The following is a 20,203-nucleotide window of genomic DNA, read 5'->3' on the forward strand; positions in this document are numbered from 1 at the left end:
GCGAATATCGCCGCGCAAGGAGGGCCGCCATGCCTCATATCCCTGACCGCGTAGTTCTCAGGGCGTGGCGTCAAAGCGGGGAGTCTGGCCGGATCCACTACGTTGCGGCCAAGGCTGGCGGCGGGGAGCGACGCCTCTACGTGGACGAGGGCAACGCTCTGTACACGGTCCTTGATGGTCATCTCCTCGCCCAGGGCTACACCGGACCTGCTAGCGGTAAGACCGACGAGCAACCCGCCTGACCTCGCCCCTGCTGCACCGGTCACAGCCGCTACAAGGCAGCCAGGAGGCAGCGAGAGAGTCAGCAACGGACAGCACGAAACGATGCAGCACGGTAAATTCGCCTAGTTCTGCAACATGAAACGGCATCGGCTAGCCGCGAGCGATGTGCGGCACCCGCGTTCACACCGAAGAGGTCACTGGTTCGATCTCAGTATCGCCCACGCACGTCAAAGGCCACTTCCCGGAAACGGGAGGTGGCCTTTCTGCTGCCCTACGGTAGCTTCGTGCAGCACCGAATCGGCTGGCTAGCACTCACTTCGGCTGCGGGGGACTGAGCCATGCGAGGGGCTGTCCGCTGAGGGCGGCGTCGGCGAGGCGGTGCGCGCTCGCGGTCTTGAGTGCCGCTCGTGAGCTGTCGATCCAGCGCTGGACGTTGTCGATGCCCTGATGGCGGTACTCGACGGCTTGGACGAGGCATTCCAGCTTGTCGGCGTCGCGGGCGACGACGGCTTCCAGCGTCTCGCCGGCTTCGTATTCAGCGACGGCGGCGGTGATGACGTCGGCGATGGCCGGTGGGCAGGCGGCGATCTGGTCGGCGGTGACGGCGGTGTTGGGTACGGCGGTGAGGTAGCGCTTGGCGATGTGGGGGATGTCGGTGATCCGGGTTTCCTGGGTGTCGTGCAGGACGCAGAGCATCGACACCCGGGCCGGGTTGGCGCCTTCCATGGCGGCGAGCATCATTCCGATGAGCGCGGTCCGGAAGGAGTGCTCGGCGATGGACTCGGGGTGTTTGACGCCGGCGAACCACCAGCCGGTGCGGGCGGCGCGTTTGAGGACGCCGGCTTCGAAGATGAAGCGCATTGCTCCGGCGGCGTCGTGGTCGTCGCTCATCTGTCCGTCCCTGTGCCGGTGAGTCCGTCCGCCCGGAGGCTGTAGACGATAGAGGTTAGTTCCTGCCGCGACTGGACGGAGATCCGGTCACTGTCCAGGAGCGGGACACTGCGGTTGAGGAGTGACCGGGTCGCGGTGGGGTTGTCGAGGGCGAGGCCGCGTCGTGCGGCCAGTAGAGCCCAGACGTTGTGGATGTTGAGGTCGACGAAGGGATGCGCTGGGTCCAGGCGCTGGACCAGGTGCCGAAGAAGGATCGAGCCGTGCCAGTCCGCGAGCGTCCCGGGCATGAAGCAGTCGTCGCGGTGGCGGTACGGGATTTCGCCTACCCAGTAGGCCGAGTAGTTGAGGGCCGCTCGTTCGCAGGCGTCGTCCGGATGTGCCCGGGCAATGAAGTATCGCAGCGGTTCGGGGTTGCCCTGGTTGGCGAGGGACGTGACGACGGAGCGGACGTCGGGCCACAGAGGTGACCAGGTGCGGAAGGTGGTCATTCGGCGGGCGCGGGCGGTGGTCTGGGTGAGCCATCCCGCCGCCGCCCTGGTGGGGTCCATGCCGGCGAGGAAGCAGGCTTGCCGGTGCAGAAGTACGTACGGATTCCGTCCGGCGGCTGCGCGTTCGGCGAGCACGTGAAGGTGCGCGAAGAACGTGCGCTGCTCGTCAGTGGCCAGTGTCGGCCCGGATGCGACCGGACCTCGCCGCGGGTGGGCGATGGGTAGCCCTCTGGCGAAGGTGGGTGTCTGTCCGAGGACGGCCCAGAGGATCAGATCGGTCAGGCGGTGCGTGAGCACGGACCAGCCCAGCGGTTGTTCAGCGATGTCGCAGCGGTCCACCTGATCGTCGAGGACTGCGGCGAGGATGAAGTCTGCCTCGGCGGCGTCGTCGAGCGCGGCGAGCAGGGCTGCGTTCGCGCCGAGCCGTCTGAGCCGGTTCCGGACGGCGATCACTTGCCCGAGCGGCACTGCGGTGAAAGGCCGGCGCCCGGTTTCCCAGCTCTGTACGGTCACGCGGTCGACGCCCAGGTCGACGGCGAGCTGCTCTTGCGTCAGCGGGATGGACTCACGGATCAGCTTGAGCAGGTAGCCGGTTACCTCGCCGCGCTGTAGTGCTGATCGTCCGCGACCTGCCATGCGTCATCCCTACGTTGACCGGTGGTCGACGTTCCCGCCTTGAAACCAGCGCTGCGGCAGTACATATGGCCTGCTCACTCGTACTACGGGTGAGTCCAACCGCCGCCGTCGTGATCGTAGCGTCGCAGTTACCGAACGTTCCAGAGCTGATCCCGTGGTTCGGGGTCGGCTATGGAGCGCTGCCCGGCGGAGGGAGGCAGTGATGCGAGACAGAACACCACCGTGGCGACGAGTGTCCTACGACCAGTACCTGATCGCCGTCGCGATGACCATGGTCCGGCGACACCGCCCGGCATGGTCGTGGCGGAAGTGGAGCTGGATCTGCCGCTGCGGCGTCGACCTGCCCTGCCGCAGCCGACACCGCATCCCGATCAACCGAAAGTACTGGCCCGCCCAGGAGGAGCAGTGAGCAACGAGGTGGAGCAGCAGATCCTCGTCGTACATCTGCCGGGCGAGGACGGCCTGTGCACCGGCTGCCGGGGCTGTTGGTCGCGGCTCACGCCGTACCCGTGCTGGCAGGTCGAGTGGGCGACCAGCCGGCAGGCGCGGTCGCTGACGGCGGCGCTGCTCGGAGGCTGCGCATGACCACGCACGGACCGGTGCTGCCGATCTGGAGCTGCGGCGGCTGCGACGCGCCCTGGCCCTGCCGCACCCGTCAGCGAGAGCTGCGCGCGGAGTTCGACGGCGCTCCGATATCCCTGGCCCTCTACCTGGGTGCTCAACTGGTGCGCGCCTCCGAAGACCTGACCTGGGTGCCGGCGGGGGTGCTGCACCAACGCATCCTCGGCTGGCTGCGGTGAGCATCCTGCGGCCCGGCGACGAGAAGTTCCACTACAGCGACGGCTCCCACAAGTGGATCCCACCAAACCCGGACTACGACCAAGAGGTCTGGGACGAGCAGGTCCGCCAGCACAAGCAAGGCCACCTCAGCAACGAGCGTCCAAAGGTCCGCATCCAGCGGCTGATGTGATGCCAGCAGTACAGCAGCGAAGTACAGCAACCGAGCCAGCCGAACCGGACCGGACCGGACCGGACCGAGAAGCGTGCCACCAAGCCGTCTGACTTAGCATCGAGCCCGATCCGACCCGCTCGGAGAGTTCACACCGAAGAGGTCACTGGTTCGATCCGAGAAGCGCCCGTGCCTGCCGGTGCAGACCGCGCCCGGGCTTACCCGACGTCCGGCCGGTGACCTGTCCGCGCCCGCCCCCGGTCGTCTCGTGCGGCTGCTGACCTGACGACGGGCCGGCCCGTGGCCGAGCCCGCACACCGCTGCCGGCGGCGGCAGCAGTGTCGAGGCCGGCCCGCCGCCGGCAGCCAGGGGACCGCGAGGTGCGGCCACCCGGGTCAGACGACCCGCCTCAGTCGCTCTCGTCCACGAACTTGTAGTAGCTCATGCGGAACCGCTGCAGCAGCGCGCGCATGAACTCCGCACCGGACTGCGGCGGCACCCGCCCCGACCCGGCCGGTACGCCGTTGTCGTAGAAGTCCTGCGCCAGCGCCCCCCACTCGGGATCGAGAACGGCCAGCGACACCACCTGGCCCGGCTGCCACCGGAACTCGGCCACGCGTCGGTTGGTGTGCTGCGCGAACGTGTACAGCGCCACGCGGGTCGGTGCCGGCTCCGTCATTCCTGCCTCCTGGTTCACCCTTGCTCCTTCGGTCACCACGGGCTCGGCGGACGGAACGCCGTCCACGCCTCGCCGGTGATCGTGCCTCGGCTGCGTATCTCGTTGCAGCGGTCCATCGCGCCGGAGACCGCCCTCTCGTCCAGGCCGGTGGCGCGTAACCGGTCGGCGAGCACGGCGGGATCGGTGGCCTGGATCCGGGCCATCGTCTCCGGACCGAGCGGCCGATTCATCTGCTGCTGCACAAAGTCGGAGCGCAACGGTTCGGCGTTCGACTGGGGGAACGAGTAGCCGTGGTCGATGGCGACCAGGCGTCCGTCGGGACCAATGAGGACGTGCTGGTGAGCCGGTCACGCCAGGTCCTCGGGCTTCACCCTCCCCTTCCCGAGAAGGTTCTTGGCAAGGAGCAGGCGGCCGAGGATGACCGCGTAGATGTTGCTGACCAAGATCAGGGCAGCTGCGCCGAACTCGCCGTGGCCAGCCAACATCAGAGCAGGAGGACCAGCGAACAGCAGCACGGGCAATACGAAGAGCCATGTGGGGAACCGCAGGGAGTAGACAAGCGAGGGGGCGGACGGCTTGGGCACGACGTCATTAGAACCCAACTCAGACAGGGAGGGCCGGAAGCCCGCCCGCCGACTGAGTGACTGGCCGGGTGATGACCGAGGCGAGCGAAGGCGGACGCCTACGGTCCCTTCGAGCAGGTCAGCTCTGTCGGCCGCGCAGTTCGTCGGCTGGCGATGGTTTCTTCACACCGAAAAGGTCCTACCAGCTGATCCCTTGCCTGATCGGCGGCCGGGTGTCGGCCGCGTCGCCGTCGCCCGCGAGCGGCGAGCGCCCCGCCCCGATCGGGGCGAACTTCCTGCTCCGTGGCTGCCGGGCGGCCCCGTGCCGTGCCGGCAGGGGTGGGTTGGTGTCGGGCGCGGTGGCGAAGAGGAGAAAATGGACGAATGAGAAATCGGGCCGGCCTGACCGAGGTGGAGTACTTCGTACTGCGCGAGTCCGACGGCGACGCGCCCCTGCCCGAGATCGCCGGTGCCTGGCTCGACACCGGGCCGATGTCGCCGACCGTCGACGAGGCCGTACCGGCGCTCGCCGGGGCGCTGGTCGGCCTGACCGCCGACGGTCTGGTGGAGGTACGCCGGTTCACCACCTGGCCGGCACCGTGGAACGGCGGCGCGCGGGTCGCGACCGAGCACCTGCGTGCCGAGGTGGCCGGGAGTGGTCCCTGGCTCCCCGGCCCCGCCCGAACCGGTCTGCTGATCGCCCGCATCACCGACCAGGGCGGGACGTACCTCTGACTGCCGGCCCGCAGACGCGGTGGCAGACTGGCCCGGTGGACGAGATCGCCGGCCGGCAGTGGTACGCGGTCCGCTGCGTGTTCCACAACGACGCCGGTGCGCCGATCGTCTACGAGGAGCGCATCACGCTCTGGCGGGCGGGCAGCATCGACGAGGCGACAGCCCTGGCCGAGGCGGAGGCCGTCGAGTACACCGAGGAGTCTCCTTCACCTATTCCGGGCTCGCCCAGGCGTACCGGCTGTTCGACGAGCCGGGCCACGGCGCGGAGGTCTACTCGCAGCTGCGGGACAGTGACCTGCCGCCCGACGCGTACCTGACCCGGTTCTTCGACACCGGCGACGAGCGCCAGGGGACGGTGGGCTGACTCAGCCCACCGCAGCCCGGAGCAGGGTGACGTCGTGCTGGTCGACGGCGCGTGGCGGGTAGCCCTCCCGGAAGCGCAGCTGCTGGGCCACTGACAGGCACGGCACCGGCCGGCCGTCGAGGGCGCCCACGGTGAAGCCGTCCGCGGCGTAGTCGAAGCTGGTGCCGTCCAGCCCCTCCTGCACCCCGCTGCCGTCCGGCCGGAACGCCACGGGGTGCAGGTCGACCCGCCGGCCGTCCGGCGCGGTCAGCTCGGCGCGGACCGGCAGCCAGTCGACCGTCACGGCGAAGCCGAGCCGGTGCAGCAGGGCCAGGACCTCCGCCTGCTGGGCGGAGTCGATGGCGAGGTCGAGATCGCCGTGCGGTCGGGTCTGCCGGCCGACCACCGCGTCCACCGCCCAGCCGCCGGCCACCCAGGCCCGTAGCCCGTGCGCGGCGAACTCCGCCAGCAGCACGGTCACCTCGTCTGCGTCCATCCGGTCAGCCTGCCAGACGGTGCCGACGCCCCCGCGGACCGGCTCAGACGGGCCCCTGACCGATCTCAAAGCCACGCCAACTGCCTACCGATGTGCGCTGGTCAGGGCCGTGCCGACACCGCCGGTTCCGGTTCCCGCCCGCCCACCCGCAGCGCCCCCACCAGCAGCGGCGCCACGGTCAGCACCAGGCACGCCGCCGACATCACCCACAGCGCCGGGACCAGCCCGAGGGCGGCCACCGACCAGCCGCCGAGCAGCGCCCCCACCGGCAGCCCGACGAACGCCAGCGAGCCGGAGAGGCCGATCACCCGGGTCTGCAACGCCTCCGGCACCCGCTCGTAGAGCGTCGCGCCGAGCAGCGGGTTCACCGTGGCGATGGCCACCCCGGACAGGAACGTCACGACCAGCACCACCGCCAGCTCGTCGCTGACCGCGAGCGCCAGCAGCCGGGGCGTGCCGCTGGCCGCCGCGCCCACCGCGAAGGTCAGCCGTCGGGGCAGCCGCGGCCCGGCCATGGTGAACAGCACGTTGCCCAGCAGCGCGCCCGCGGAGAAGACCCCCAGCACCAGCCCGAAGCCGGCCGGGTCGCCGAACACCTCGGCCACCCAGAGCGGGATGTAGACGGCCACGCTGGCATTGGCGAACATGTTCAGCGCCGAGATCACCACCAGCATGGTCAGCAGCGTCCGGTCGGTGCGCAGGTAGGCGAAGCCGCCGCGCAGCGCCCGCAGGTAGCTCTCCCGGGGCGCCGGCTGAGCCGGCGCCGGCGGGCGCACCAGCACCCCGATCAGCAGCGCGCAGAGCGCGAAGGTGGCCGCGTCGATCCAGATCGCCCGGGTCACCCCGACCCAGTCGATGAGCAGTCCGCCGAGCACCGCGCCGAAGAGGGTCACCCCACGGGTCAGCCCGTCGTAGGCGGAGGTGAGCCGGATCAGCGGCACACCGGCCCGCTGCGCGGCCGGCCGGAACATCACGTGCTTGACCCGGTCGCCGATGCCGCGCAGACCGCCGGCGACCGCCACCAGCACGACCAGCGTCCCGAACCCCAGCCAGGGCGCCAGGGCCACCACCGCCATCGCCGCGGCGCTCGCCGCGTCCGCCACGATCGAGGTGCGTCGCAGGCCGAACCGGTCGGCCCAGGGGGTGGCCAGCGCGCTGGAGAGCAGGTACGGCAGGGTCTCCGCCGCCGCCACCACGCCCATCTTGGTGGGGCTGCCGGTGCTCTCCAGCACCAGCCAGGGGATCGCCACCACCGAGATGCGGCTGCCCAGGTTGGAGATCAGGTCGGCGGCGACCAGGACGGTCAGCTCCCGGCGCGGGTTCACGGCCGGCCGCCGGTCGCCGTGACCTCCTCCACCGGTGGGTGCGCCGCCGCGTACCGGGCCCGCAGGGCGTTCTTGTCGACCTTCGCCGAGCGGTTCAGCGGCAGCCGGTCCAGGAACTCCACCGCGCCGGGCGCCCAGGTCTCGCTCAGCTCGGCGGTCACCAGCGCGATCAGCTCCTCCCCGGTGACGGTGGCGCCCGGCGCCGGCACCACGAACGCGTACGGCAGTTCGCCGGCGACCGGATCGGGTACGCCGACGACGGCGGCGGCGCGCACCTGCGGATGGCCCGCCAGGACGTCCTCGATCGGTCGGGAGTAGATGGGCCAGCTGCGTTGCCGGGTGAGGATCCGGTCCTGCAACCGGTCCACCAGGTAGAGGTAACCGTCGTCGTCGAGGTGCCCGACGTCGCGGGTGCGGACCCAGCCGTCGACCAGCGTCTCGGCGGTCAGCTCCGGCTGCCCGTGGTAGCCGGCGAAGCTGAGGTCGGTGCGGACCCACACCTCGCCGTCGTCCCCCGCCGGCAGCACCCGCCCGTCGGCGTCCCGAATCTCCACCGTCACGTCGCCGTACGGCCGGCCACAGGAGCGCAGCCGCTGCGGGTGCTCCGGGTCGTCGGTGAGCCCGGGCAGCGCGGTGATGACGACGGCCTCGCTGAGGCCGTACACGATGCGCAGGACCGGGCCGAAGCGGGCGATCGCCTGCCGCAGCCGGGCGGGCGCGGCGGGCCCGGCGCCCACGTTGAACATGAACATGGCGGAGAAGTCGGCGCCGTCCAGCGCCGGGTGGTCGAGGACCTCGTAGAGCATCGGCGGGGTGACGAAGGTCGAGTTGATCCGTTCGGTGTCGACGGTGCGGATGAACGTCGCCGGGTCCCACTGCTGGCGCAGGAAGAGCACGCCGCCGGTGAAGAGGTTGAACAGGGTGGTGATCTGCCCGCTGGCCAGCCACATCGGCGAGTGCGACAGGTGCCGCAGCAGCGGGAAGCCGGCCGCGCGGAAGTCGGCGGCCAGGGCGAGGATCTGCCGGTAGAAGCTCTCGGTGTGGTGCACCAGCTTCGGGGTGCCGGTGGTGCCGCTGGTCTGCAGGAACGACTCCGGGGTGGGGACCTCGCCGGGCGGTGCGACGCCGGCGGCCGGGACGAGCTCCGCGCCGAGGCGCAGCACCGGGGTCCCGGGCAGCGAGGCGGCGATGTCCCCGCCGAGGCCGTCGCCGGCGCGGGCGTGGTGCACGAAGACGTCGGGGCGGGCCAGCCGGACGAACTCGTCGATCTCGCGGCGGGAGGTCACCGGGGCGATCCACATCGTCCGGCAGCCGAGCAGGTGCAGCGCCAGTTGCAGCAGCGGTCCCTCCACCGCGTTGCCGAGCATCACCAGCACCGCCGCGCCGGGGCGTACCCCGTGCCCGGTCAGCGCCGCGGCGAGCCCGCGTACCTCGGCGGCGACCTCGGCGTAGCTGAGCCGGCGGCCGTCGCCGACCAGGGCCTCCCGGTCGCCGAACCCGGCGAACAGCTCCAGCGCGTCGTGCACGTAGTTCGTCGGTCGAGCGGACCCGTCGGTCATCGCACAGCCCCCAGTCGATGCGGTGGCGGTCGACGCGGCGGCCCGGTGGGACGCGCCGTGGCGACCGGCGGGAGAGGACGCCCCGGCAGGTCGCCGCCGGGACGCGACGACGGGTGCGCGGGTCGGCGACCGCGCCGCCGCCGATTGCGAGCCTAGGTCGGCGGCGGCGCCGGTGGACAGAGCCGAACGGCGTCCGACCCCGCCCCGAAGGCATTTGACCATGTCGATCAGGTTGATTGACGCCCGTCAGCGCCAGCGGCTAGTTTCCGGACCATCGTCCAGTCGGCACCGTCAATGGATGCCGGTTCTGGGCTGCCAACGATGGAGGTTCCATGTCGACCCCGAAGAGATGGCATGTCATAGCGGCCGCGTCCGCGGCCCTGGTCGTGGCCGCCCCGGCGGTGGTGGCCAGCGCCGGCCCGTCCGACACCGACCGCCGGCACCCCCGCGCCGAGTGGGCGGGCAGCTGGGCCGCGGCGGTCACCCGCGGCAACACCGTCGGCCTGACCAACACCGGGCTGAACAACCAGAGCATCCGGATGACCGTGCACACCAGCGTGGGCGGGGACCGGCTGCGGGTACGGCTGAGCAACCTCTACGGCGAGCAGGCGGTGCAGGTGGGGCACGCCACCGTCGCCCGCCCCAACACCGCCACCGTCGACGACCGGTCCGACATCGACGCCGGCTCGCTGCGCGAGCTGACCTTCGGCGGCGCCACCGCCGCCACCATGAACAAGGGCGCCGAGCTGCTCAGCGACCCGCTGGACTTCCCGGTCCGGGAGCAGGAGGACCTGCTGGTCACCCTGCACTTCCCGGTGCTCACCGGGCCGGTGACCTTCCACGGCCAGTCCAAGGCCACCACCTTCATCGGCGCCACCGACCTGACCACCGCCGCCGATGGCGCCGGCTTCACCATCAAGCCCAACTGCTGCTGGATGTTCCTCTCCGGCATCGACGTCCAGCGCCGGCACAGCCCCGGCGCGGTGGTGGTCCTCGGCGACTCGATCGGCGACGGCAACGGCAGCACGGTCAACGCCAACAAGCGCTGGCCGGACCTGCTCGCCGACCGGCTGGTCGACGCCCGGCCGGAGGTGCGGACGCCCGGGGTGCTCAACCTGAGCCTCGCCGGCAACCGGCTCAACCACGAGGGCACGGAGCCCGGCGCCGGCGGCTTCCCCGGCTACCCGGAGCTGGGCCCGAACGCCCTGGCCCGGCTCAACGAGGACGTCTTCCCGCAGACCGGGGTGCGGACCGTCGTCACCCACCTGGGCATCAACGACATCTGGATGTCCAACGACCCCGCCGACCGGATCATCGCCTCGTTGCGCCAGGTCAACCAGCAGGTCAAGGCCCGCGGCCTGCGCAGCCTGGCGGCCACCCTGACCCCGTACGAGGGGCACGGCAACCCGGGCGTGTGGACGCCGGAGAAGGACGCCACCCGGCAGGCCGTCAACGCCTGGCTGCGCGGCCCGGGCGCGGGTGAGTTCGACGGGCTGCTCGACTTCGATGCGGTGCTGCGTGACCCCGCGCAGCCGAGCCGGCTGCTGCCGGCGTACGACTCGGGTGACCACATCCACCCGAACGACGCCGGCAACCAGGCGATGGCGGACGCCGTGCCGCTCCGACTGCTCGGACTGTGACACCGGTGGGGCGGCGGGGCGACCCGCCGCCCCACGTCCATCGCCGGGAGAGGCAGCACCGTGGACGTCGACGAGATCCTGACCGGGCTCTACCGCGAGCCGGGTCGGCAGAACCCCTACCCGTGGTACGCGGCCCTGCACCGGCACGGTCCGGTCAGCGCCATCGCGCCCCGCCCCGAACACCGCGCCATCGGTGTCGTCGCCGGCGGATACGACCTGGTGAGCCAGGTGCTGCGCGACCCGGCGTGGTCCAAGCAGGCCCCGCCGGGCTGGCAGGAGCAGGAGATCCTGCGCACGCTCCAGTCCTCGATGATGTTCGTCAACCCGCCCGACCACACCCGGATGCGGGCGGTCTTCGCGAAGACCTTCACGCCGCGCCGGCTCGGCGCCCTGGAACCGGTGATCGTCAAGGTGGTGGACGCGCAGCTGGAGCGGATGGCCGAGGCGGGGGCCGACGGCGGCGAGGTGGATTTCGTGGCCGACTTCGCCTACCCGGTCCCGGCGCTGGTGATGGCCCGGTTCATCGGACTGCCCGAGGCCGACCTGTCCTGGTACCGGCAGCGGGTGGACCGCATCGACGAGTTCCTGGACGTGGCCGGCAAGACCCCGCAGCGCCTCGCCCGGGCCAACCAGGCCGCCGCGGAGCTGCGCGCCTGGTACCGGGAGCTGATCGCGCACCGGCGCCGGCATCCCGGCGAGGACCTGGTCAGCGGGCTGGTCGAGGCGCTCGACTCCGGCGACGTGGAGCTGACCGAGGACGAGCTGGTCAGCAACCTCATCGTGCTGTTCAACGCGAGCTTCGTGACCACCGTCTACCTGTTCAGCAACGGGCTGCCGGTGCTGCTGGCCCACCCGGACGTCGTCGCGGCGCTCCCCGCCGACGAGAAGCTGGCCGGCGGCTGCGTGGACGAGGTGCTGCGGCTGGAGAGCCCGGTGCACTTCCTGGCCCGGGCCGCGCCCGAGGACACCACGCTCGGCGGGGTGCCGGTGCGGCGCGACGAGAACGTGCTGCTGATGATCGCGGCGGCCAACCGTGACCCGGCCCGCTTCGCAGACCCGGACCGGTTCGACCCGCACCGGGGCGGCCCGCCGTCGCTCGCCTTCGGCCTCGGCCCGCACTTCTGCCTCGGCGCGGCGGTGTCCCGGACGGAGGGCCGGCTCGCCCTGCCCCGGCTCTTCGCCCGGTTCCCCCGGCTCGCCGTCACCAGGACCCCCACCTACAGCGGGAGCCTCTTCCTGCGCGGCATCGACAAGCTCTTCGTCTCGACCGGCGGATAGGAGACGGCATGACCCTCGACCCCCAGGTGCGGGCGTATCTGGCCGCGCGGGCCGCGACCGGCACCCCACCGCTGTACACCCAGACCCTGGCCGAGGCCCGCGCCGCCGACCTCGCCGCGATCCGCGCCGGCGGCGGCGACGTCGAGCCGGTGCACGAGGTACGCGACACCCACGTTCCCGGCCCCGCCGGCCACCTCCGGGTACGCGTCCACCGACCGGCCGGCGAGGACCCGATGCCCACGCTCGTCTACTTCTTCGGTGGCGGCTGGACGCTGGGCAGCGTGGAGACCGCCGACGGGATCTGCCGGCGGCTGGCCAACGCCGCCGGCTGCCAGGTGGTCACCGTCGGCTACCGGCTCGCCCCGGAGCACCCCTTCCCGGCCGCCGTGCACGACTGCCACGCGGCCACCCGGTGGATCGCCACGCACGCGCGGGAGTTCCGGGCCGACCCGGACCGCCTCGCCGTCGGCGGCGACAGCGCCGGGGGGAACCTCGCGGCGGCGGTCACCCTGCTCGCCCGCGCCACCGGCGGTCCCCGGCTGGCCGGGCAGCTGCTGGTCTATCCCAACACCGACCAGCGCGCCGACCGCGCCCCGGGCGGCGACGAGGATCCGCTGCTGTTCAACCGGCACTCCGTCGAGTGGTACCGGGGGCACTACCTGGCCGACCCGGCCGACGCGGCGGACCCGCTGGCCTCGCCGCTGCTCGCCGAGGACCTCTCCGGCCTGCCGCCGGCCCTCGTCGTCACCGCCGAGCACGACCCGCTGCGCGACGAGGGGGAGCGGTACGCCGCCCGGCTGCGGGAGGCGGGCGTGCCGGTCACCCTCAGCCGGTATCCCGGGATGATCCACGGGTTCTTCGCGATGCCCGGCGTCTTCGACGCCGGCCGGCGCGCGCAGGACGAGGCCGCGGCGTTCCTGCGGGAATGCTTCGCGCTCCCCGGCCCGGGATCGTCACCCGGGGCGCGGACCGACGACGGCCCGGCCGCCGGTGCGCGGGCGGACGGCGCTCGGGCCGCCGGCGCCGCGCCGGGCGGGGCCGGCGGCTGGTCCGCCCCAGCCTCGGCGGCCCGCGCCGGGGCGGAGCCCGCCGATGGCTGACCGGGTGCGCGCCGACCTGCCGTCGCCCCGGTCCGCCCGCACGGTCCCGCCCGACGCCCCGCCGCCGGTCTGCCTGGGGGACTTCGCCGGGCCCGCCCGGGCCGTCCTGCCGCCGGACGTCTGGGACTACGTCGACGGCGGCAGCGGGTCGGAGAGCACCCTGGCCGCCAACCGGGCCGCCTTCGACCGGGTCGCCGTGCTGCCCCGGGTCCTCACCGGGGTGGACGATCCCCGGACGGCGGCGCCGCTGCTGGGCCGGCAGCAGGCGATGCCGGTGGCGGTGGCGCCGATGGCGTACCAGCGGCTGTTGCACCCCGACGGCGAGTCGGCGCTGGCGGCGGCGGCCGGCGCGGCCGGGGTGCCCTACGTGCTGAGCACGCTGAGCAGCACCAGCATCGAGGAGGTCGGCGCCGCCGCCGGCGACGGCCCGGTCTGGTTCCAGCTGTACTGGCTGCGCGACCGGGGGCTGGTCGCCGACCTGCTGGACCGGGCCCACCGCGCCGGGTGCGCCGCGCTCATGGTCACCGTCGACGTGCCGGTGCTCGGCCGTCGGCGGCGCGACGTGCGTAACGGCTTCGTGCTGCCGCCGCACGTCGGCGCGGCGAACCTGCCCGGCAGCCGGGACGACCTCGCGCACACCGGTACGCCCGGAGTCTCAGCGATCGCCGCGCACACTCAGGCGGTCTTCGCCCCCGCGCTGACCTGGGCCGACCTCGACTGGCTGCGGGACCGTACCCCGCTGCCCCTGCTGGTCAAGGGCGTCCTCGACCCGCGCGACGCGGTGCGGGCGGTGGAGGTCGGCGCGGACGCCGTGGTGGTCTCCAACCATGGCGGCCGGCAGCTCGACGGCGCTCCCGCCACCGCCACCGTGCTCCCCGAGGTGGTCGCCGCCGTCGACGGGCGCGCCGAGGTGCTGGTGGACAGCGGCGTGCGCAGCGGGACGGACGTGCTGCGGGCGCTCGCCCTCGGCGCGACCGGGGTCCTGCTGGGCCGCCCGATGCTCTGGGCCCTCGCCGCCGGTGGGCGGGCCGGCGCGGAGGCGGCGCTGGCGCTGCTCGCCACCGAACTGCGCGACGCGCTCACCCTCGCCGGCTGCGCCGACCCGGCGGCGGCCCGCCGGCTGCGAACCCTGACCGGAGGCTGAGCCGTGGACGCGTCGGTGGACCTGGACGTCGACTCGCTGCACCCGGCGGTCGACGACCCGGCGTTGAACTCGATGAACTTCCTCAACGAGGTGGCCCAGCACTGGCCCGACGCGGTGTCGCTGGCCGCCGGCCGGCCCTACGAGGAGTTCTTCGACGACGAGGCGCCGCGCCGGTGGCTGGACCGGTTCCGCCGGCACCTCGCCGACGACCTCGGGCAGCGCCCGGAGCAGGCGCGGCGCACCCTGTTCCAGTACGGCCGCACCAAGGGCATCATCCACCACCTCGTCGCCCGCCACCTCGCGGTGGACGAGGACGTGCACGTCGACCCGGAGGCGGTCGTGGTGACCGTGGGCTGCCAGGAGGCGATGCTGCTGGTGCTGCGCGCGCTGCGGGCCGGACCCGGGGACGTGCTGCTCGCGGTCGCCCCCACGTACGTCGGGTTGACCGGGGCGGCCCGGCTGCTGGACCTGCCGGTGCGCCCGGTGGCCGGGGGAGCCGCCGGGGTGGACCTGGCCGACCTGCGCGCGCAGGCACGGCGGGCGCGCGCCGAGGGGCTGCGCCCGCGCGCCTGTTACGTGATGCCGGACTTCGCCAACCCGTCCGGTGCCCGCATCGACCTCGCCGACCGGCGGCGGCTGCTCGACCTCGCCGCCGAGGAGGAGCTGCTGCTGATCGAGGACAACCCGTACGGGCTCTTCCCGGCCGGCGACGGCGAGCGGCTGCCCACCCTCAAGGCGCTGGACACCCGGCGCCGGGTGGTCTACCTGGGGTCGTTCGCCAAGACCGTGCTCCCTGGCGCCCGGGTCGGCTACGTCGTCGCCGACCAGCGGGTCGCCGGCTCCGACGGGACGGTGGGGCTCCTCGCCGACCAGCTCGCCAAGATCAAGAGCATGGTCACGGTGAACACCTCGCCGCTGGCCCAGGCGATGGTCGGCGGGGCGCTGCTGGAGCACGACTGCTCGCTGGCCGCCGCCAACCAGCGCGAACGCGCGGCGTACGGGCGCAACCTGCGTCACCTGCTCGACGGCCTGGACCGCCGATTCCCCGCCCCCTCGCCGGTGCGCTGGAACGCCCCGGCCGGCGGGTTCTTCGTGGTGGTCACCGTGCCGTTCGCCGTGGACGACGCGCTGCTGCGCCGCTCCGCCGAGCGGTACGGCGTGCTCTGGACCCCGATGGCGCACTTCTACGACGACGGCGCGCCGGTCGGCGCGCTGCGCCTGTCGATCAGCGCGGTCACCCCGGAGCAGATCGACCTCGGGCTGGACCGGTTCGCCGCCCTGGTCACCGACGAGCTGCGCTCCGCCGCGGCGGCCCCGGCCCGCTGACCCGGCCCCGGTCACCGATGGCCCCGGGCGCGGGTCGATGTCGCAGGTCGGTTCCGACGGCCCGCGGTCGGCCACCATAATGGACCGATGGTTGCCTGGGAGTACGCCCTGCTGGTCCGCCGCTACCAGGGGCAGGGCCGCAATTTCCACGTCTCGTTCGTCTGGTACGGCCCGGATGGCTCGCGCGCCGACATCACCGCGTACGGCGACACGGCGATCGCCCACCTCAACCGCGCCGGCCGGGAAGGCTGGGAGCTGGTCTCCGCCGCCGAGGACGTCAACAACGTCCAGGGCAGCACGGAGGTGCACCGCTACCACCTCAAGCGTCAGCTCGCCTGACCCGCCCGGTGCCGGGCCTGCGAGCCCGCCGTCCCGCCGGTTGCTAGCCTCTCCTCCCGCCGCCGGTGTCCCTGCCGTCGGCGAGAGGAGGCGCGGTGACCAGGCGCGCGACGACCGGCCGCCGGTACGCCGTCGGCGTGGACTTCGGCACGCTCTCCGGCCGGGCGGTGGTGGTCGACGTCGACGACGGCACCGAACTGGGCAGCGCGGTGCACGCGTACCGGCACGGGGTGCTCACCACCCGGCTGCCGGACGGCCCGGCCCTGCCCCCGCAGTGGGCGCTCCAGGACCCGGACGACCACCTCGACGTGCTCCGGAGCGCGGTGCCCGCCGCGCTGGCCGCCGCCGGGATCAACCCCGGTGAGGTGGTCGGCATCGGGGTGGACGCCACCTCGTGCACGGTGCTGCCCACGCTGGCCGACGGCACCCCGCTCTGCGCGCTGCCCGACCTGCGGGACCGGCCGCACGCCTGGCCGAAGCTCTGGAAGCACCACGCCGCCCAGCGGCAGGCCGACCGGATCAACGCGCTGGCCCGTGAGCGCGGCGAGACCTGGCTGGCCCGCTACGGCGGCCGGGTCTCCGCCGAGTGGCAGTTGGCCAAGGCCCTGGAACTGCTGGAGGAGGACCCGGAGGTCTTCGACCGGGCGGAGCGCTGGATCGAGGCGGCGGACTGGATCGTCTGGCGGCTCTGCGGCCGGGAGACCCGCAACGCCCCGGCCGCCGGATTCAAGGGGCTGCGCCAGGACGGCCGCTACCCGGCCCCCGAATTCCTCGCCGCGCTGCACCCGGCCCTGCCCGGACTGCTGCCCAGGGTCGACGGGCCGGTCGCTCCGGCCGCCGGCCGGGCCGGCGGGCTGACCGCCGAGGCGGCCGGCTGGACCGGTCTGCCGGTGGGCACCCCGGTGGCGGTCGGCGCCATCGACGCGCACGTCACCGCGGCGGCGGCCCGCGCGGTGGCCCCCGGGCGGATGCTCGCCGTGCTCGGCACCTCCACCTGCCTGATCATGAACGCGGACGCCTGCCACGAGGTGCCGGGCGTCTGCGGGGTGGTCGACGGTGGGGTGACGCCCGGCCGGTGGGGCTACGAGGCCGGGCAGAGCGGCGTCGGTGACATCTTCGCCTGGTACGTCGACCGCAACCTGCCGGCGGCGTACGCCGACGAGGCGCGGCGGCGGGGGATCACCCCGTACGCGCTGCTCGACTCGCTCGCCGCCGACCAGCCCGTCGGTGGGCACGGCCTGCTGGCGCTGGACTGGCACAGCGGCAACCGGTCGGTGCTGATGGACCACGAGCTGAGCGGGGTGCTGGTCGGGCTGACCCTGGCCACCCGGCCGGAGGAGATCTGGCGGGCGCTGCTGGAGGCGACCGCGTTCGGCGCCCGCACCGTGCTGGAGGCGTTCACCGGCGCCGGGGTGCCGGTGGACGAGCTGACCGCGGCCGGCGGGCTCACCGCCAACCGGCTGCTGCTGCGGATCTACGCCGACGTGCTGGGCCGGCCGCTGCACGTGCTCGACGCGGAGCACCCGGCCGCTCGGGGCGCGGCCGTGCACGCGGCGGTGGCCGACGGGGTGTATCCGGACGTGGAGACGGCGTCGGAGGTGATGGGCGCCGGACACCGGGAGACGTTCCACCCCGACCCGGCCCGCGCCGCCGCCTACGACGACCTGTACGCGCGGTACCGGGCCCTGCACGACCACTTCGGCCGCGGCGGCACCGACGTCCTGCACCACCTCCGCGCCCTCCGCCACCGCGCCCTGACCACCCCCTGACCCCGCCCACCCTGGCCCGGCCCGGCCGCGGGTCGGTCCCGCTCGGTGATCAAGAGGTTCGCGTCCGGGGAGAGCGCGTTCCCTGACCAGAACCTCTTGATCACCGCAGCGGCTGTGGGGCGGTGGGGGAGTGGAGGCGGGACGGCGACGCCCCGCCGGGCGGGGCCGGGCGGGGCGTCGGGAGGTGGTGCGGGTCAGCCGAGGTCGACGGCGGGGTAGAGCGGGAAACCGGCGAGGAGCTCGTTGGCCTGCTTGCTGACCTTGTCGGCCAGCGCCGGGTCGAGGACGTACTTCGCCTTGGACTCGCCCGAGGTGGTCTGGCTGAGCACGGTGTGGATCAGCTCGGCGGTCTGGTCCATCTCGGCGACGCCCAGCCCACGGCTGGTCAGCGCCGGGGTGCCGATCCGGATGCCCGAGGTGTACCAGGCGCCGTTCGGGTCCTGCGGGACCGAGTTGCGGTTGGTGACGATGCCCGAGTCGAGCAGCGCCTGCTCGGCCTGCCGGCCGGTCAGCCCGTAGCCGGTGACGTCGATGAGCACCAGGTGGTTGTCGGTGCCGCCGGTGACCAGCTTCGCGCCCCGACGGGTCAGCCCCTCGGCGAGGGCCTGCGCGTTGTCGACGATGCGCTGGGCGTAATCGGCGAAGTCGGGGCGCCGCGCCTCGGCCAGGGCGACCGCCTTGGCGGCCATCACGTGCGGCAGCGGGCCGCCGAGCACCATCGGGCAGCCCCGGTCGACCTGGTCGGCCAGCTCCGGGCCGCAGAGCACCATGCCGCCGCGCGGGCCGCGCAGCGACTTGTGGGTGGTGGTGGTGACGATGTGCGCGTGCGGCACCGGGTCGAAGTCGCCGGTGAAGACCTTGCCCGCGACCAGGCCGGCGAAGTGCGCCATGTCGACCATGAAGGTGGCGCCGACCGAGTCGGCGATCTCCCGCATGATCCGGAAGTTGACCTTCCGCGGGTACGCCGAGTAGCCGGCGACCAGGATCAGCGGCTTGAACTCGCGCGCCGCCTCGGCGACCTTGTCGTAGTCGACCAGCCCGGTGGCCGGGTCGGTGCCGTAGCTGCGCTGGTCGAACATCTTGCCGGAGATGTTCGGCCGGAAGCCGTGGGTGAGGTGGCCGCCGGCGTCCAGCGACATGCCCAGCATCCGCTGGTTGCCCAGCTCCCGGCGCAGCGCGAACCAGTCCGCCTCGGTGAGGTCGTTGACCTGGCGTACCTGGGCCTTCTTCAGGGCGGGGGACTCCACCCGGTCGGCCAGGATCGCCCAGAACGCGACCAGGTTTGCGTCGATGCCGGAGTGCGGCTGCACGTACGCGTGCGACGCGCCGAACAGCTCGCGGGCGTGTTCGGCGGCGAGCGCCTCGACGGAGTCCACGTTCTGGCAGCCGGCGTAGAAGCGGCGGCCGACGGTGCCCTCGGCGTACTTGTCGCTGAACCAGTTGCCCATCGCCAGCAGGGTGGCGGGGGAGGCGTAGTTCTCGCTGGCGATCAGCTTCAGCGACTCGCGCTGGTCGGCCAGCTCGGCGCCGATGGCGTCGGCCACCCGGGGCTCGACGGCGCGGATCACCTCGAGCGCGCTGCGGAAAGCGGTGGATTCGGCGTTCAGCGACATGCGACCTCCAGTTACGTGCGGAAGGCCCAGGCGCTCGGCGTGCGTCCTCATGACGGGACCGCTTCCCGATGGTGCTCCATCCCCACGCGCCAGTCACGGCCCGCCGACGATCCTACCGGGTCGCCGATGGGCGGCTCCGGTCCGCCTCCGGGACCCGCCGGCATGGTCGGCCGCCCGCGTGGTTGGCCGCCCGTGTGCAGGGCACTGCACCGGTAGGGCCGTCCGGCACGAGCGGTTTGTGGACGAGAGGGGACAGGCAGATGAGCGCACCGACCGACGGGCGGCCGCTGGCCGTGGTCACCGGCGCCTTCAGCGGCATCGGGTACGAGCTGGCCGGCCAGTTCGTCGCGCACGGGTACGACGTGGTGATCGCCGCCGAGGACGCCGGCATCGAGGAGGCGGCCGAGCACCTGCGCCGGGACGGTCGGGCCCAGGTGCGGCCGGTCCGGGTGGACCTGGCCACCTACGCCGGCGTCGAGGCGCTCGCCGAGGCCGTCCGCGCGACCGGCCGCCCGGTCGACGCCCTCGCGGTCAACGCCGGGCGCGGCGCCGGCGGGGCGTTCGTCGGCGACACCGACCTGCGGGACGAGCTGAACATCATCGACGTGAACGTCACCTCGACGGTGCACCTGACCAAGCGGCTGCTGCCGGCGATGGTCGAGCGGGACGCCGGCCGGGTGCTGTTCACCTCGTCGATCGCCTCGACCATGCCGGGGGCCTTCCAGGCGGTCTACAACGCCTCGAAGTCGTTCGTGCAGTCCTTCGCCGAGGCGCTGCGCAACGAGCTGAAGGAGACCGGGGTCACCGTCACGTCGCTGATGCCCGGCCCGACCGACACGAAGTTCTTCGAGCGGGCCGAGATGGAGGACACCCGGGTCGGCGCCGGCAGCAAGGACGACCCGGCCACGGTCGCCGCGCAGGGCTTCCAGGCGATGATGAAGGGCGAGCAGAAGGTCGTCGCCGGCTCGCTGAAGAACAAGGTCCAGGCGGCCGCCGCCCGGTTCACCCCGGACCGGCTCAAGTCCGAGCAGCACCGGAAGATGGCCGAGCCGGGCTCGGCCGACTGATACCGCCGCGCCGCCCCGCGTGCCCCGCGCTGCGGGGGCGG

Annotated in this window: 21 protein-coding genes, 2 pseudogenes and 1 riboswitch; of the genes and pseudogenes, 14 read left to right on the forward strand and 9 right to left on the reverse strand. The window is 73.1% G+C overall.

The features are described 5' to 3' along the window. Window positions 1-534: 534 nt before the first annotated feature. Window positions 535-1,113 carry an HD domain-containing protein gene (locus AC5L3Z_RS16465; protein WP_494842947.1) on the reverse strand — a complete coding sequence of 193 codons (579 nt, stop codon included), beginning with the start codon at window positions 1,111-1,113 and terminating at the stop codon, window positions 535-537. Next, window positions 1,110-2,237 carry a helix-turn-helix domain-containing protein gene (locus tag AC5L3Z_RS16470; protein WP_494842949.1) on the reverse strand — a complete coding sequence of 376 codons (1,128 nt, stop codon included), beginning with the start codon at window positions 2,235-2,237 and terminating at the stop codon, window positions 1,110-1,112. The genes AC5L3Z_RS16465 and AC5L3Z_RS16470 overlap by 4 nt, the downstream gene beginning before the upstream one ends. A gap of 202 nt (window positions 2,238-2,439) precedes the next feature. On the opposite strand from AC5L3Z_RS16470, the gene AC5L3Z_RS16475 reads away from it, so the two are divergent. The 4 genes from AC5L3Z_RS16475 to AC5L3Z_RS16490 are packed head-to-tail and all read left to right on the forward strand — an operon-like array spanning window position 2,440 to window position 3,207. Then, a complete protein-coding gene (locus AC5L3Z_RS16475) occupies window positions 2,440-2,646 on the forward strand; it encodes a hypothetical protein (protein ID WP_494842950.1) in 207 nt (68 codons plus the stop codon). Beyond that, a complete protein-coding gene (locus AC5L3Z_RS16480; protein WP_494842951.1) occupies window positions 2,643-2,822 on the forward strand; it encodes a hypothetical protein in 180 nt (59 codons plus the stop codon). Before AC5L3Z_RS16475 ends, AC5L3Z_RS16480 begins: the two co-directional genes overlap by 4 nt. Continuing rightward, on the forward strand, window positions 2,819-3,037 hold the full coding sequence (locus tag AC5L3Z_RS16485) for a hypothetical protein (RefSeq protein WP_494842952.1): 219 nt from the start codon (window positions 2,819-2,821) through the stop codon (window positions 3,035-3,037). Before AC5L3Z_RS16480 ends, AC5L3Z_RS16485 begins: the two co-directional genes overlap by 4 nt. Further along, window positions 3,034-3,207, forward strand: a complete 174-nt coding sequence (locus tag AC5L3Z_RS16490; protein WP_494842953.1) for a hypothetical protein — start codon at window positions 3,034-3,036, stop codon at window positions 3,205-3,207. Before AC5L3Z_RS16485 ends, AC5L3Z_RS16490 begins: the two co-directional genes overlap by 4 nt. Window positions 3,208-3,595: 388 nt before the next feature. On the opposite strand, the gene AC5L3Z_RS16495 is transcribed toward AC5L3Z_RS16490, so the two are convergent. The 3 genes from AC5L3Z_RS16495 to AC5L3Z_RS16505 form a co-directional block, all read right to left on the reverse strand. Continuing rightward, window positions 3,596-3,865 (reverse strand): hypothetical protein, encoded by a 270-nt coding sequence (locus tag AC5L3Z_RS16495; protein WP_494842954.1) that lies wholly within the window; start codon window positions 3,863-3,865, stop codon window positions 3,596-3,598. Window positions 3,866-3,897: 32 nt separating this feature from the next. After that, window positions 3,898-4,095 carry a hypothetical protein gene (locus AC5L3Z_RS16500; protein WP_494842956.1) on the reverse strand — a complete coding sequence of 66 codons (198 nt, stop codon included), beginning with the start codon at window positions 4,093-4,095 and terminating at the stop codon, window positions 3,898-3,900. A gap of 117 nt (window positions 4,096-4,212) precedes the next feature. After that, window positions 4,213-4,449, reverse strand: coding sequence for a hypothetical protein (locus AC5L3Z_RS16505; RefSeq protein ID WP_494842957.1), 237 nt, complete (start codon window positions 4,447-4,449; stop codon window positions 4,213-4,215). Window positions 4,450-4,812: 363 nt separating this feature from the next. On the opposite strand from AC5L3Z_RS16505, the gene AC5L3Z_RS16510 reads away from it, so the two are divergent. Together AC5L3Z_RS16510 and AC5L3Z_RS16515 are read left to right on the forward strand one after the other, a co-directional pair. Beyond that, a complete protein-coding gene (locus AC5L3Z_RS16510; protein WP_494842959.1) occupies window positions 4,813-5,163 on the forward strand; it encodes a hypothetical protein in 351 nt (116 codons plus the stop codon). Between the two features lie 35 nt (window positions 5,164-5,198). Continuing rightward, window positions 5,199-5,480, forward strand: coding sequence for a hypothetical protein (locus AC5L3Z_RS16515; RefSeq protein WP_494842960.1), 282 nt, complete (start codon window positions 5,199-5,201; stop codon window positions 5,478-5,480). Between the two features lie 48 nt (window positions 5,481-5,528). Here the strand turns inward: AC5L3Z_RS16515 and AC5L3Z_RS16520 are convergent, their stop codons facing one another. The 3 genes from AC5L3Z_RS16520 to AC5L3Z_RS16530 form a co-directional block, all read right to left on the reverse strand. Next, window positions 5,529-6,002 (reverse strand): nucleotidyltransferase domain-containing protein, encoded by a 474-nt coding sequence (locus tag AC5L3Z_RS16520; protein ID WP_494842962.1) that lies wholly within the window; start codon window positions 6,000-6,002, stop codon window positions 5,529-5,531. 101 nt (window positions 6,003-6,103) lie between these two features. Then, a complete protein-coding gene (locus AC5L3Z_RS16525) occupies window positions 6,104-7,327 on the reverse strand; it encodes an MFS transporter (protein ID WP_494842964.1) in 1,224 nt (407 codons plus the stop codon). Next, a complete protein-coding gene (locus AC5L3Z_RS16530; RefSeq protein ID WP_494842966.1) occupies window positions 7,324-8,886 on the reverse strand; it encodes a class I adenylate-forming enzyme family protein in 1,563 nt (520 codons plus the stop codon). The genes AC5L3Z_RS16525 and AC5L3Z_RS16530 overlap by 4 nt, the downstream gene beginning before the upstream one ends. Window positions 8,887-9,245: 359 nt before the next feature. Between AC5L3Z_RS16530 and AC5L3Z_RS16535 the strand changes: the two genes are divergently transcribed. From AC5L3Z_RS16535 to AC5L3Z_RS16565, 7 genes and pseudogenes are all read left to right on the forward strand, one after another. Then, window positions 9,246-10,526, forward strand: a complete 1,281-nt coding sequence (locus tag AC5L3Z_RS16535) for an SGNH/GDSL hydrolase family protein (RefSeq protein WP_494843244.1) — start codon at window positions 9,246-9,248, stop codon at window positions 10,524-10,526. 60 nt (window positions 10,527-10,586) lie between these two features. Continuing rightward, window positions 10,587-11,804: a cytochrome P450 gene (locus AC5L3Z_RS16540; protein ID WP_494842968.1), complete on the forward strand. Its 1,218-nt coding sequence runs from the start codon at window positions 10,587-10,589 to the stop codon at window positions 11,802-11,804. Between the two features lie 8 nt (window positions 11,805-11,812). Continuing rightward, window positions 11,813-12,727, forward strand: a pseudogene (gene lipP1, locus AC5L3Z_RS16545) (LipP1 family hormone-sensitive lipase); the annotation flags it as partial. Window positions 12,728-12,896: 169 nt separating this feature from the next. Then, entirely contained in the window at window positions 12,897-14,048 is a 1,152-nt protein-coding gene (locus AC5L3Z_RS16550) for an alpha-hydroxy acid oxidase (RefSeq protein WP_494842970.1), read from the forward strand. Beyond that, window positions 13,997-15,374 (forward strand): annotated as a pseudogene (locus tag AC5L3Z_RS16555) (aminotransferase-like domain-containing protein). Before AC5L3Z_RS16550 ends, AC5L3Z_RS16555 begins: the two are co-directional and overlap by 52 nt. Window positions 15,375-15,461: 87 nt before the next feature. Further along, window positions 15,462-15,713 carry a hypothetical protein gene (locus AC5L3Z_RS16560; protein WP_494842972.1) on the forward strand — a complete coding sequence of 84 codons (252 nt, stop codon included), beginning with the start codon at window positions 15,462-15,464 and terminating at the stop codon, window positions 15,711-15,713. A gap of 95 nt (window positions 15,714-15,808) precedes the next feature. Then, window positions 15,809-17,482: a ribulokinase gene (locus AC5L3Z_RS16565; RefSeq protein WP_494842974.1), complete on the forward strand. Its 1,674-nt coding sequence runs from the start codon at window positions 15,809-15,811 to the stop codon at window positions 17,480-17,482. A gap of 194 nt (window positions 17,483-17,676) precedes the next feature. Here the strand turns inward: AC5L3Z_RS16565 and AC5L3Z_RS16570 are convergent, their stop codons facing one another. Then, window positions 17,677-19,095 (reverse strand): glycine hydroxymethyltransferase, encoded by a 1,419-nt coding sequence (locus AC5L3Z_RS16570; RefSeq protein WP_494842976.1) that lies wholly within the window; start codon window positions 19,093-19,095, stop codon window positions 17,677-17,679. Between the two features lie 17 nt (window positions 19,096-19,112). Beyond that, a riboswitch (ZMP/ZTP riboswitch) is annotated at window positions 19,113-19,202 on the reverse strand. 153 nt (window positions 19,203-19,355) lie between these two features. Between AC5L3Z_RS16570 and AC5L3Z_RS16575 the strand changes: the two genes are divergently transcribed. Further along, window positions 19,356-20,162 (forward strand): SDR family NAD(P)-dependent oxidoreductase, encoded by an 807-nt coding sequence (locus AC5L3Z_RS16575; protein ID WP_494842978.1) that lies wholly within the window; start codon window positions 19,356-19,358, stop codon window positions 20,160-20,162. The last annotated feature ends 41 nt before the right edge of the window (window positions 20,163-20,203 follow it).

The sequence above is a fragment of the Micromonospora sp. LZ37 genome (assembly GCF_059359015.1).